This window comes from Bradyrhizobium sp. SZCCHNPS1003 (assembly GCF_032381555.1).
Taxonomy (GTDB): domain Bacteria; phylum Pseudomonadota; class Alphaproteobacteria; order Rhizobiales; family Xanthobacteraceae; genus Bradyrhizobium.
Genome location: NZ_JAUHIU010000001.1, coordinates 1 through 12,130, shown reverse-complemented (window position 1 = coordinate 12,130; position 12,130 = coordinate 1). Strand labels below are relative to the sequence as shown.

Below are 12,130 nucleotides of genomic sequence, written 5' to 3'. Positions count from 1 at the left end.
CGGCCCGGCATGTCGGACTAGGCATTCTCATCAGCATGGTTCGATCCGACATCATTGCAGCTTGCACTTGGTTTCGGGGCGGTCGATACCGAGGGTGTCGAGTTCGGAGACCTGGTGCAGGAAGCCCTCCTGCGGGGAGACCGAGACGATCATGCGGCCGTCGGCTAAGAGGATCGGCTGGCGGAGCTGCAGGTTCCAGTCGCGCAGCGAGAGGCGGGTGCCCTTGAAGGCGGCGATCGTGAAGTTCTGGCTCTTGAGGTAGTCGGTCATCGTCTTGGCGTCGCCGGAGTTGGTGCGCGAGGCGACCTCGCCGACCATGCGCACGGCCATCCAGGCCTGCATGTCCAAGGCGTCCATGCGGCGCGACGCGAGCTTCATGAAGCGGTTCTGCAGCTGGGTGGCGCCCCATTGGTCCTGTGAAGGATCCCAACTGGTCGGACGCAGGCCAGCGGAGCCGGCGACGGGCCTCGCATCCCAGGTGCGATAGGGCAAATAGGAGGCGAACACCTCGCTCTCGTCGGCCGCGACCAGCACGTCATAGGCGGGCGCCTTCTGCGTGAACACCGGCATCTGGCGCTGGATCAAGGTGACGCCAGAGTCGGTGCGCCGTGCGCCGCCGGTGTCCTCGAAGGTGCGCTCCTCCACGATCTTGGCGCCGAAGCGGGTGGCGGCGCGGCGCAGCGCGTCAGCGAACAGTCTGTCGTTGTCGTGCGAGCCGGTGACGAGCAGCCAGCGCTTCCACTGCTTCCAGACCAGATATTGCGCCAGGCCGTCGGCCAGCATCGAGCGCGTCGGTGCGACATGGATGACGTTGGCGCGGCAGTCCTGCTCACGCAGGCGGTCGTCGGTGGCGCCGACATTGAGCAGGGTGACGCCGCGGCCCCGCAACGCATCTGCGACCTTCAGCAGCGCATCTGCCGGCAGGTCCACGAGGACGAATCCCGTCTTGCCGGCGAGCTCATTGGCGGCCTGCGCGGCGTCCTCGTCATCCTTGACGCGGCGGTCGATCAAAGTGAAGCGCTGGTTGAGGAACTTGCCGGTGGTGTTGTTGTCCTCGATCGCGAGCTTCGCGCCGGCCACGCCATCATCGGCCGCAGGCTGGTCGAGCGGCGACAAGGTCTGCGGCACGCTGGCGCGGCCGAGATAGCCGATCGCGATGTCGACCGGATCCGCCGCGCTGGCGGCAGTTGCGGCGGCGATGAGGCCGATCGCGCCCATCAGAGATCGGGCCAGAACTCCCAGGACCACATGTCCTCCCATTGTTCCCTCGTCCTTGTCCGGCGAGGTTTCGTCTTGCAAGATGAACGAATTGGCCTAGCTTTCAACCCCACTTTTGGCCGCTGTCGCGTCATTTCGGATCACGACCTTGAAACCTGCCGTTCTCCCCGCGTTCCTGATCCTGATGTCTGCGACATCAGTGCATGCCGAGCCGACCAACGTGGCGGTGTTCGACTTCGAGCTGATCGACACCAGCCTGCAGGGCGAGGTGCAGGGCCCGCGCCAGGACGAGCAGAACAGGCTGGCGCATGCGGCCGAGCAACTGCGCGCGGCGCTACATGACTCCGGACGTTTTCGCGTGCTCGACATCGCTCCCGTTAACGATGCGGCGCACCACAGCAATCTGCAGGCTTGCGGCGGCTGCGACGTCAAGCTCGCGGGCGACATCGGCGCCGATCTCGCCATCACCGGGACGGTGCAGAAGGTCTCCAATCTCATCCTCAACATGAACATCTATCTGCGCGACGTTCACACCGGCAAGCCGGTCGCGGCGATGACTGCGGATATGCGCGGCAACACCGACGAATCCTGGACGCGCACCATGGCTTGGCTCGTCCGCAACCGCCTGCTGGCGCCGAACTACGGCGCGCCGCAGGCGCAGTAGCCGACGAGATATGACGGTGCATTCTCGCGGCGGATGACGCCCGAGCTTTGCGTGTCGGTCGCCCCTTGGAAAACAAGAGGCGCAGGGAAGGCCGGGAGCCTGCCGCCCCCATGGCCCGCCTGCAGAAAGAAATGCAGGCGGCAGGTACCACAGGTTCGGCTGGGACATCCCGGCCCTCCCTGCGCGGATGGTCTTAACGGTTGCTTCGCGTTCTCCCCGGTGCGCCGGGCTTTCTGGTCACCGTGCGCGACGACGCGCTGTGAGCACGCCGCCGCGGAGGCATCGGCATCGGGATGCCAGGACCACGCGACTTGGCCGTACGCCGTGACGCGTTCGTCCGCACGCTCTCACGGGGCATGTGATGCCCTGAGCATGCTGCGCGCCGCCGGCGTCCACCGCATCCCACCTCCACGTTCGTGACGACCGCGATACGCCCTCTCGACGAGGCGGGATGGGGCTAAACAATCACGATTTCCGTAAAAACGAAAGTGAAATTTTTGTCGCCGCCGGGCTGGACACTGGGATCGCCTTGTGGCGCCGAGCGAAATCCCCCTCGTCGCGCACGTGTAATCCGGGCGCCGGGGAGACAAAATCGCCTCGACGGGCGCGTCATCGCACCCGTCGGGCAAATCACGTCCGCGGCTGATATCAGCGGCCGAGCCGCGCCGCGTGCCAGCGCAGGTGATCGGCCATGTAGGTCGAGATGAAGTAGTAGCTGTGGTCGTAGCCTTCCTGCTTGCGCAGCAAGAGCGGGATGTTCGCTTTCTCGCACGCCGCCTTGAGCAGCTCGGGGCGCAGCTGCTGCGTCAGGAACTGATCGGCGGTGCCGACATCGACCAGCAGGTCGGAGACGCGCGCGCCATCCTCGATCAGCGCCACCGCATCGTGCTTGCGCCACGCCGCCTTGTCGGCGCCGAGATAGCCGCCCAGGGCCTTCTCGCCCCACGGCACCTGCGAGGGCGCGACGATCGGCGAGAACGCGCTGGCCGCGCGGTAGCGGTCCGGGTTGCGCAGCGCCACGGTGAGCGCGCCATGGCCGCCCATCGAGTGGCCCATCACCGACTGCCGGCGCGGGTCGACCGGGAAGTTCGCCGCGACCACGCTCGGCAGCTCCTCGGTGACGTAGCTCCACATCCGGTAGTTCTTCGCGAACGGCTCCTGCGTCGCGTCGACATAGAAGCCGGCGCCGAGGCCGAAATCATAGGCATTGTTGGGATCGCCGGGCACGCCGTCGCCGCGCGGCGAAGTGTCGGGCGCCACGAAAACCAGGCCGAGCTCGGCGCAGGCGGCACGAAACTCGCCCTTCTCGGTGACGTTGGCGTGGGTGCAGGTCAGGCCGGAGAGATACCAGACGACCGGCAGCTTCGCGCCGTCGGCGTGCGGCGGCACGAACACCGAGAACGTCATCTCGGTCTTGGTCTCCTGGCTGGCGTGGCGGTAGACGCCCTGGACGCCGCCATGGGACTTGTTCTGGGAGACGGTCGTGAGGGTCATGGAATCACCTGTTCGGCAATGATGTCGGGCCGCTGGCGCGCGTGCCGCCAACGCGTGTCAAGCTGCGTCGTTCAATCGGGGCGAGTCAAGCGACGCCGTTCTCGATCGCCAAACGCACCAACTCGCCGGATGTTCGCACGCCGAGCTTCTGGCGGATGATCGAGGAGGTGTTGGCGACGGTCTTGTAGGACGAGTGGATCAGCCAGGCAATCTCCGACAGGCTCTTGCCGGCGCTGAGCAGGCGAAGGATCTCGAGCTCGCGCGAGGTCAGTTTCGCCAGCGGGCTCTGCGCGACCGCGGCGCCCGCGAAGGCGATGCTGCGGGCGATCGCCGGCGGCAGATAGCTGCCGCCGCGCGCGACCTCGCGGATCGCCTCGGCGAGATCGTTCGGGTCGCCGCTCTTGGAGACGTAGCCCTTGGCGCCGATGTCGATGGCGCGCGCCGCGAACACCGGATCGTCGTTCATGCTGAACATGATCAGCCGGGCGTTGGCATCGTGGGCGAGGATGCGCCGCGCCAGCTCGAAGCCGGAGACGGTCGGCAGGTTGATGTCGACGACGCAGACGTCCGGCCGGCGCGCGATGAAGCTGGCTTCGCCGCTCTCGGCATCGGCGGCCTCGAGCAGTTCGAGGTCCGGATCGGTCGAGAGCAGGGCCCGGCAGCCCGATGCCACAATGGGATGGTCATCGACGATCAGTACGCGCATGGCCTTGGGGTCCCGGACTTCCAACTCGCGTCATTGTTGCGATGCATCATGGATGCATGCTGCGCGGTCTGGCATCATGTTGCAATTAGATCGCCGGCGGATTTGTCTGTCAATGTGAGGACGCGTGAAACCCGGTGGCTTTGAGGCGGAGAGAATGTGGCAGAATTGGTCGTTGCGGACCCGCATCAACGTGCTGCTGGCGCTGCTGCTGACGCTGGGCCTCGCCATCAACATCGGCCGTCTCGTGCTGGAGGCGGCGCCGCGCGTGCTGGCCGAGGACCAGAGCGTCATCCGCCTGACACGGGCCTTCGTCGAGACCATCATGGACGAGGTCAATGACGCGCCCGATCCGGACGCGCGCCTCGATCGGATCGTCGGCGATCTCCGACAGCTTCGTCACGTCAGCGTGAGACGGCAGGGAATGCCGGCGCAGACTCCGCCCTCTCCGGGCGTCGGCCGCGCGGCGCCGGCGTGGTTCATCGCACTGGTGCATCCCGACAAGACCTCGGTCAGCATGCCGGTCATCGTCGCCGGCCGGAGCGACACGCTGGTGATCACGTCGCATCCCGACGACGAGATCGCGGAGATCTGGGACGGCATCGTCACACAGCTCGTCGTCGGCTCGCTGGTCGGGCTGGCGTTGTTCGCGATCACCATGCTCGTGGTCGGCCGCGCGCTGGCGCCGCTGGCGGATCTATCGGAAGCGATGAGCCGGATCGAGGCCGGCGCCTATGATACCCGCGTCAGGCCGGGCGGCGCGCCCGAGCTCGCGGCGCTCTGCGCCAAGCTCAACCATCTCGCTGGCGCGCTCGGCGAGGCGGTGGAGGAGAAGCGCCGTCTGGCCGAGCGCACGGTGTCGTTGCAGGACCACGAGCGCAAGGAGATCGCGCGCGAGCTGCATGACGAGTTCGGGCCGCATCTGTTCGCGCTGCGCGCCCATGCCAGTGCGCTGATGCGGCTGCCGGAGGCTGCGACGCTCGACGTCGCGGCGATGCGCCGGCACGGCCAGGCGATCCTCGACCAGGTCAACGCCGTGCAGCAGTTCAACCGCCGCATCCTCGAGCGGCTGCGACCCGTGGGTCTCGCCGAGCTGGGCTTGCGCGAGGCGCTCGGCGCATTGGTGCGGCTGTGGCAGGAGTCAAGGCCGGAGGTCGTGATCGAGACCAGGTTCACCGACATGGTCGTCCGCAGCAATGAGACGGCGGAGCTGACGATCTACCGGGTGGTGCAGGAAGCGCTGACCAACGTGTTCCGCCACGCCGAGGCCACCGCGGTCGACGTCACCATCGAGCCGCTGCAGCAGACGACGGCCGGCCACCGCCGCAGCTACACGCGGGTGCGCGTCCGCGACGACGGCCGCGGATTCAGCCCGGAGCACAAGCTCGGCTTCGGCCTCACCGGCATGCGCGAGCGGCTGCTGGCGCTCGGCGGCACGCTGACGGTGGCCTCCACCGGCACGGGCGTCACGATCGAGGCCATGGTGCCGGCCGACGCGGCTTAGGCCGGAACGAGACGACGGCCCGTCCTCACCGTTGACAGTGCCACACCGGAACTGTCGTCGCCTGCGGCGCATCATCGTCAGCACGGCCTTGCCGTGGAACATCGCCCCACGTTCTCCATTGCCCAAGCAGGACGTGCGCCGGATGCACGTCTTCGCCTTCCTCGCGTCCGAGGAGAACAGAGCTTGCTGCAATCAGGGACGAGCCATGGGACAAATCGACGAACTGGGCCTCGAGGACCGCATCCGCAAGCGCGCTCACGCGCTGTGGGAGCAGGCCGGGCAGCCGCAGGGCCGGGAGGATGAGTTCTGGCACCAGGCCGAGCACGAGATCCGCGAGATCGAGCAGTTGCACGACGAAGCGACGGCGCCGCCGCCGCCGATGCTGCCGGGTTGAACGCCGTACGTAGCGCGGGGGTCCGGCTAGCGATCCTCAAACGATCAAAGGACGAACTGATGAGCAAGGAAACACCGAAGGACGATCCGCGTCAGCGGACCGATGAAGGATCGATCAAGCAGACCGACAAGCCATGGACAGGAAACCCGGAGAAGGAGCAGCGCTCCGATTCCAAGAAGGATCTGGAGAAGTGGGCTGAGACCAAGACCCACTAACGACTAAAGCAAGACCCATTGGCACGCGCTGCGTCGCGCGTGCCGATGGTTCTCCCGTCGATAGTTCGCCAGACGAATCCGGTTTGCCCGGCACCCCGCGCGGACCGAGCTGAGGCCTCCGAGCTCGGCAGCAGGAACGCTGATGCCGTTCTGCGATTGACGTTGCAGCATTCGTCAGGAGAGCCGCGATGTCCGATCACTATCCGAAGCCGCCGTTTCCGCCGCAGTCGCAACCGATGCCGGGCACCACAGCCCGGATGGAGCCGCGGCCCGACCATGGCGAGACCAGCTACAAGGGATCAGGCAAGCTCGCGGGCATGAAGGCCGTCATTACCGGCGGCAACAGCGGCATCGGCCGGGCGGTGGCGATCGCGTATGCGCGCGAAGGCGCCGATCTGGTCATTGCCTATCTCAGCGAGCATGATGACGCCGGCGAGGTGAAGACGCTGATCGAAAAGGAGGGACGGAAGGTCATTCTGATGCCCGGCGACATCCAGGACGCCAGGCATTGCCGCGCCATCATCCAGCGCGCCGTCGACGAACTGGGCGGCCTCGACATTCTCGTCAACAACGCCGCGCATCAGGCATCCTTCAGCGACATCGGCGACATCTCCGATGAGGAGTGGGAGCTGACCTTCCGCACCAACATCCATGCGATGTTCTACCTGGCCAAGGCGGCGGTGCCGCACATGAAGCCGGGCAGCGCGATCGTCAACACCGCGTCGATCAATGCCGACATGCCCAACCCCGGTCTGCTGGCCTATGCTGTCACCAAAGGCGCCATTCAGAACTTCACCGGCGGACTTGCGCAGTTGCTGGCCGAGAAGGGCATCCGGGTCAACGCCGTGGCCCCCGGTCCGATCTGGACGCCGCTGATCCCTTCGGCCATGCCGGAGGAGAAGGTGAAGAGCTTTGGCCAGCAGGTGCCGATGAAGCGTGCCGGTCAGCCGGCCGAGTTGGCGACCGCCTATGTGATGCTCGCTGATCCCCTGTCGAGCTACACGTCGGGGACGACGGTTGCCGTCACCGGCGGCAAGCCGTTCATCTGAGACCGGTGCACATCGTCTGCTGTCGCATTTGTCCGACATCCGACAAGTGCGTGACGTCGGCACGTCATAAGCCGTGCGGTGCTACGCGGCGGGCATCATCGCGCACGGCGCAGGCTCGGCCTGCACCGGCCACACCGCCGCAGCGGCCCTATCACCCTGCCGCTCGTCGAGAATCCGCTTCACCGAGCGTGAGCAGAGGCCGCATTGGACCGTGCAGCCGAGACAATCATACACTTGCGCCGGCGAGCCGAAGGTGATGTCGGCCGCCGTGACGATGTTGCGAATGGCCGTGTCGCTGATGACGTTGCAGGAACAGATGATCATGGCTGTTGCTCGCTCCTGCAAACGATAAGCAACCGGGATGCCAAGGCCGGCGCGCCGGATACGGGCTAATCAGAATCGTTCGAAACGATCTGATCGGCGGGCACGCTCGCGCTCGTCCTGATGCAGTTTGCGGCGTGCAGCCGTATTGCGGCCAGCGTCGCCTGGGCGAGCGCCTGTCCCTGCGCATCGATCCCGGTCCACTGCGCATGGCGGCCGCGTGGATCGATCTCGGCGAGCGCGATGCCGGCCGACACGTCGCTGCCGTCGCGGACGATGCCGCGCAGGATGCCGTCATAAGGGGCCGTGACCGGTGCGCCGGAGAGATGGCCGATCACGAAGCCCTTGTAGATGCGCGTGCCGATCTCGATCGGGGTATGCCATCGGCCCTCATGCGGCGAACGCACCAGGCGCTCGACGCCGACGAGCGCGCCGACATCATCCGTTGCCAGCGTCCAGCCCTCGCGCACGATCTGGCCGAGCCGGTCCGGCCGGGTCTCGATCGCGATATCGCAATTGGCTGATGGTGAGAAGCCCGGACCGATGCCGATCGAGAGCCGCGTCATGCCGCGCAAATTCGGGGTCACCTCGCGCCGCTGCATCCGCGCGTCGATCAGGACGTCGATGGTACGGACCGGCAGGAGATCGAGCAACCCGAGCGGGGTGACCAGGACGTGCCGGGGATCGCCGAGCGCCTTGAACACCTCCATCGTGCTCTCGATGCGCTCGCCGGTCACGTTCTCGATGCGGACGGTGTCACCGAACAGCGCGTCGTGAAACGCCATCTTGCGGCGCATGACCGGCGGATTGGGATCATGCGACAGCACCACGCAGAAGCCCGCACGATGCAGATGCACGCCGATCGCGGACGCGACGTCGTTGGTCCCGAGGACCACGGCGAAGCGCACTGCATTCGTCCCCATGTCCCGGTTCATACGGCGTTGGCGTCTCGTGGCTGTCGTCGTGCGGCTGGCAAGCCGTCTTCCAGTTCGAATGATCAAATCCGTCGAGCAAGAGTTGGACCATCAGCCATCGTTTTGAAAACGATCGCTCTTTGAAGGTCTTGCAAAGGACGCAGCACAAAGCCGACGCTGGATGTGTCCAGAACGCGCCAATCTGTCGCGAACCCGACAGAAAAGGGCTGCTTTGCCCGCCGTTTTCGCTGGCCCGGAATCTGCACAACCGGCGCATGGCAATACCGCTGATATTTCCGATCGTCGCGGAGCCTGCGCCCAGACCACGTCTGAGGCAAAGGCAGCAGCCGAAGCTTGGCAGCCGGCGTCCTGGTGGCGTTGCGGCGCAGGATCAGGACGGATGAGGTGAGTCTCGATCTCGACCAGGACGTCCGCGAGCCCGCCATGGCGGCGGCCGAGACCATCGCGGCGTGCCCGTTCCATCGAGACATGGCGGCCGCCGAGCGGCCCGCGCGCACTGAGCAGAAAACGCTCGTGCTGACCGGCGGCTCGCGCGGCATCGGTCATGCGACCGCAAAGCTGTTCTCCGACGCCGGCTGGCGCATCATCACCTGCTCGCGCCAGCCGTTCGACGGTGCTCGCTGTCCGTGGGACGCCGGTCCCGACAACCACGTCCAGGTCGATCTCAGCGATCGCAAGGCGATCCCGCGCGCGATTGCCGACATCAAGCAGCGGCTCGACGGCGCGCCGCTGCATGCCTTGATCAACAATGCCGCGATCTCTCCGAAGGCCGGCGACGGCGGCCGGCTGGATTCTCTGTCGACTTCGGTCGAGACCTGGATGACCGTCTTTCACGTCAACTTTCTCGGACCGATCCTGCTCGCGCGCGGGCTGTTCGAGGAGCTGAAGCGCGGGCAGGGCGCGGTCGTCAACGTGACGTCGATCGTCGGCACCCGCGTCCATCCGTTTGCGGGCACCGCCTATGCGACCTCGAAGGCGGCGCTCGCCTGCCTGACCCGCGAGATGGCGCACGACTTCGCGCCGCATGGCATCCGCGTCAACGCCATCGCGCCCGGCGAGATCAAGACCGAGATGGTGTCCCCGGAGACCGAGGCGCGGTTCTCGCCGCTGATCCCGATGCGCCGGATCGGCGCTCCGGAGGAGGTCGCCAAGGTGCTGTTCTTCCTGTGCTCGGATGCGGCGAGCTACGTGACCGGCGAGGAGATCCAGATCAACGGGGGGCAGCACCTCTAGGTTGATCACAGCCGCGCGCGGCCGACACGCGGATGTGAACACGTCATACCCATGGCTTGCAGCCGAAGGCGACGAGCGGCGGGCCGACGGTGGAAAGTTGGTGTTCAGTGTTGTCCGTTGCGATCCGATCGCAAACAGGCAGACGAATGCGCGGATATTAGGTGTCGAGAAGACAACGCGAAATCGGCAGGCGCACCGTTTTTGCCGCCCGCGCGGACGTGCAATGCACGCATCGTGACGGGTGCAAACTCATTTGTTAACATCATGAAAGCCTGCAGCTTTTCTGTTCTGTCCGTTGCACACTACTTCTGCGGCAATGCAGCAAAGTTAGGCACGACAATCATCTGCAGTTGGGGGAGGATGTTAGAACATCTACAATCACGGGCGGCTTCACCGAGGCGTTCGTGACGATCAGAGAAGCGGCCATGGTCCAAACGGAAACACGTCAGGTCGAAGCTCAGGACGTCAGGTCCAACGCCGCTCCGATCCCGCTCAGCGAGATCGCCCTGACGGGCATTTTCGAAATCTCGAAGATCCTGGCGGCGCCGACGCGGTTGGAGATCACCCTCGCCAATGTCGTCAACCTGCTGCAGTCCTTCATGCAGATGCGCCACGGCGTGGTGTCGCTGCTCGCCGATGACGGCATTCCCGATCTTGCGGTGGGGGCCGGGTGGAGCGAAGGCAGCGATCAGCGCTATCGCGAACGGCTGCCGCAGAAGGCGATCGACCAGATCGTCGCCACCGCCGTGCCGCTGATCGCGGAGAACGTCGCCGATCATCCGGCCTTCAGCGCCGTCGACGCGGTGACGCTCGGCGTCGGTGCCGACACCCGCGTGTCCTTCCTTGGCGTTCCCATCCGCATCGACCAGCGCGTCGTCGGCACGCTGACGATCGACCGTGTCTGGGACGGCCGCGCCGTGTTCCGGCTCGATTCCGACGTTCGCTTCCTGACCATGGTCGCCAACCTGATCGGCCAGACCATCAAGCTTCATCGGGTCGTCGCGCGTGACCGCGAGCGGCTGATGGCGGAAAGCCACCGGCTGCAGAAGGAGCTGTCGGAGCTGAAGCCGGCGCCGAAGGATCGCAAGAAGGTGCTGGTCGACGGCATCGTCGGCGACAGCCCGGCGCTGCGCGCATTGTTGGAGAAGATCAACGTCGTCGCCAAGTCGAATGCGCCGGTGCTGCTGCGCGGAGAATCGGGCACTGGCAAGGAGCTTGTGGCGAAGGCGATCCATGAACTGTCCAATCGCGCCAAGCGGCCGTTCATCAAGATCAACTGCGCCGCATTGCCAGAGACGGTGCTCGAGTCGGAGCTGTTCGGCCATGAGAAGGGCGCCTTCACCGGCGCGATCAACGCGCGCAAGGGCCGCTTCGAACTGGCCGACAAGGGCACCTTGTTCCTCGACGAGATCGGCGAGATCTCGCCGGCGTTCCAGGCCAAGCTCCTGCGCGTGTTGCAGGAGCAGGAGTTCGAGCGCGTCGGCGGCAATCAGACCATCAAGGTCGATGTCCGCATCGTCACCGCCACCAACCGCAACCTCGAGGAGGCGGTGTCGCGCAACGAGTTCCGCGCCGACCTCTACTACCGGATCAGCGTGGTGCCGATCAAATTGCCGCCGTTGCGCGAGCGTCGCAGCGACATTCCGCAGCTGGCGCGCGAGTTCCTGCGCCGCTTCAATTGCGAGAACGAGCGCGACCTGACGTTCGACGTCAGCGCGATCGAGGTGCTGATGCATTGCGGCTTCCCCGGCAATGTGCGCGAGCTGGAGAACTGCGTGCAACGGACCGCGACCATGGCAACGGGCTCGGCGATCAGCATGGACGACTTCGCCTGCAGCCGCAACGAGTGCATGTCGGCGATCCTGTGGAAGGGCAACACGGTAACCCCGCCGCCGCCGCGCGGCCAGCCCATGGTGCCGCTGCCGATCCTGCCGCGGACGTCGGCGCCGATCGAGGCTCCCGTCGAGTTGCCGGCCATCGATGCCGATGATGGCGAGTATTCCGAGAGTACGGAGGGCGGCGCGGTGCCGGAGCGCGACCGCATCGTGCAGGCGATGGAGCGGTCCGGCTGGGTCCAGGCCAAGGCCGCACGCCTGCTCGGCCTGACGCCGCGCCAGATCGGCTACGCGCTGAAGAAGCACAACATCGAGGTCAAGCGGTTCTGAGCGGGTTGGGTCTCATGAGGGGCGCGCAGATGGCGCGCCCTTTTTTATTTCACGTGCATGCTGTCGCCCGCGTAACGATAGTCGTGAAACTCGAGATCGCGCCCCGGCGACGGTCGGCTCCCCTCCCCCTTGCGGGGAGGGGTCGGGGGTGGGGGTCTCCGGGGGTATGAACCGGGCTGAGTCCTGACAATTCAGACCGGGTTGATTCCTGACAGGCAAGCTTCGTCCGATTCGA

General features: G+C 65.9%; 12 protein-coding genes. 7 read left to right on the top strand and 5 right to left on the bottom strand.

Annotated features, from left to right (window positions below; genetic code table 11):
* Positions 1-51 precede the first annotated feature (51 nt).
* Positions 52-1,260 (bottom strand): ABC transporter substrate-binding protein, encoded by a 1,209-nt coding sequence (locus QX126_RS00060; RefSeq protein WP_315778564.1) that lies wholly within the window; start codon positions 1,258-1,260, stop codon positions 52-54.
* 142 nt (positions 1,261-1,402) lie between these two features.
* On the opposite strand from QX126_RS00060, the gene QX126_RS00055 reads away from it, so the two are divergent.
* Entirely contained in the window at positions 1,403-1,882 is a 480-nt protein-coding gene (locus tag QX126_RS00055) for a DUF3280 domain-containing protein (RefSeq protein WP_315779360.1), read from the top strand.
* A gap of 648 nt (positions 1,883-2,530) precedes the next feature.
* Here QX126_RS00055 and fghA read toward each other — a convergent pair.
* Positions 2,531-3,376 (bottom strand): S-formylglutathione hydrolase, encoded by an 846-nt coding sequence (gene fghA / locus QX126_RS00050; RefSeq protein ID WP_315778562.1) that lies wholly within the window; start codon positions 3,374-3,376, stop codon positions 2,531-2,533.
* Positions 3,377-3,461: 85 nt separating this feature from the next.
* Entirely contained in the window at positions 3,462-4,082 is a 621-nt protein-coding gene (locus QX126_RS00045; protein ID WP_315713180.1) for a response regulator transcription factor, read from the bottom strand.
* A 154-nt stretch (positions 4,083-4,236) separates the two neighbouring features.
* Here QX126_RS00045 and QX126_RS00040 point away from each other — a divergent pair, with 154 nt between their 5' ends.
* The 4 genes from QX126_RS00040 (at position 4,237) to QX126_RS00025 (ending at position 7,241) form a co-directional block, all read left to right on the top strand.
* Entirely contained in the window at positions 4,237-5,583 is a 1,347-nt protein-coding gene (locus QX126_RS00040; RefSeq protein ID WP_315778561.1) for an ATP-binding protein, read from the top strand.
* Positions 5,584-5,788: 205 nt separating this feature from the next.
* On the top strand, positions 5,789-5,977 hold the full coding sequence (locus tag QX126_RS00035; protein WP_315778559.1) for a DUF2934 domain-containing protein: 189 nt from the start codon (positions 5,789-5,791) through the stop codon (positions 5,975-5,977).
* Between the two features lie 59 nt (positions 5,978-6,036).
* Entirely contained in the window at positions 6,037-6,192 is a 156-nt protein-coding gene (locus tag QX126_RS00030; RefSeq protein ID WP_315740937.1) for a hypothetical protein, read from the top strand.
* 188 nt (positions 6,193-6,380) lie between these two features.
* On the top strand, positions 6,381-7,241 hold the full coding sequence (locus QX126_RS00025) for an SDR family oxidoreductase (RefSeq protein WP_315778557.1): 861 nt from the start codon (positions 6,381-6,383) through the stop codon (positions 7,239-7,241).
* Positions 7,242-7,322: 81 nt separating this feature from the next.
* Here the strand turns inward: QX126_RS00025 and QX126_RS00020 are convergent, their stop codons facing one another.
* Together QX126_RS00020 and QX126_RS00015 are read right to left on the bottom strand one after the other, a co-directional pair.
* Positions 7,323-7,565: a bacterioferritin-associated ferredoxin gene (locus tag QX126_RS00020; protein WP_315778555.1), complete on the bottom strand. Its 243-nt coding sequence runs from the start codon at positions 7,563-7,565 to the stop codon at positions 7,323-7,325.
* 65 nt (positions 7,566-7,630) lie between these two features.
* Positions 7,631-8,485: a xanthine dehydrogenase gene (locus QX126_RS00015; RefSeq protein WP_315778553.1), complete on the bottom strand. Its 855-nt coding sequence runs from the start codon at positions 8,483-8,485 to the stop codon at positions 7,631-7,633.
* A gap of 396 nt (positions 8,486-8,881) precedes the next feature.
* On the opposite strand from QX126_RS00015, the gene QX126_RS00010 reads away from it, so the two are divergent.
* Together QX126_RS00010 and nifA are read left to right on the top strand one after the other, a co-directional pair.
* Positions 8,882-9,730 carry an SDR family oxidoreductase gene (locus QX126_RS00010; protein ID WP_315779358.1) on the top strand — a complete coding sequence of 283 codons (849 nt, stop codon included), beginning with the start codon at positions 8,882-8,884 and terminating at the stop codon, positions 9,728-9,730.
* A gap of 425 nt (positions 9,731-10,155) precedes the next feature.
* Positions 10,156-11,895, top strand: coding sequence for a nif-specific transcriptional activator NifA (gene nifA / locus QX126_RS00005; RefSeq protein WP_315740942.1), 1,740 nt, complete (start codon positions 10,156-10,158; stop codon positions 11,893-11,895).
* Positions 11,896-12,130: the final 235 nt, after the last annotated feature.

Coding starts and splice junctions, on each gene's coding strand:
- QX126_RS00045 (WP_315713180.1), bottom strand. CDS start 4,082: ATGCGCGTACTGATCGTCGATGACCATCCCATTGTGGCATCGGGCTGC.
- nifA (WP_315740942.1), top strand. CDS start 10,156: ATGGTCCAAACGGAAACACGTCAGGTCGAAGCTCAGGACGTCAGGTCC.
- QX126_RS00035 (WP_315778559.1), top strand. CDS start 5,789: ATGGGACAAATCGACGAACTGGGCCTCGAGGACCGCATCCGCAAGCGC.
- QX126_RS00055 (WP_315779360.1), top strand. CDS start 1,403: ATGTCTGCGACATCAGTGCATGCCGAGCCGACCAACGTGGCGGTGTTC.
- QX126_RS00030 (WP_315740937.1), top strand. CDS start 6,037: ATGAGCAAGGAAACACCGAAGGACGATCCGCGTCAGCGGACCGATGAA.
- QX126_RS00015 (WP_315778553.1), bottom strand. CDS start 8,485: ATGGGGACGAATGCAGTGCGCTTCGCCGTGGTCCTCGGGACCAACGAC.
- QX126_RS00040 (WP_315778561.1), top strand. CDS start 4,237: ATGTGGCAGAATTGGTCGTTGCGGACCCGCATCAACGTGCTGCTGGCG.
- QX126_RS00020 (WP_315778555.1), bottom strand. CDS start 7,565: ATGATCATCTGTTCCTGCAACGTCATCAGCGACACGGCCATTCGCAAC.
- QX126_RS00060 (WP_315778564.1), bottom strand. CDS start 1,260: ATGGGAGGACATGTGGTCCTGGGAGTTCTGGCCCGATCTCTGATGGGC.
- QX126_RS00025 (WP_315778557.1), top strand. CDS start 6,381: ATGTCCGATCACTATCCGAAGCCGCCGTTTCCGCCGCAGTCGCAACCG.
- fghA (WP_315778562.1), bottom strand. CDS start 3,376: ATGACCCTCACGACCGTCTCCCAGAACAAGTCCCATGGCGGCGTCCAG.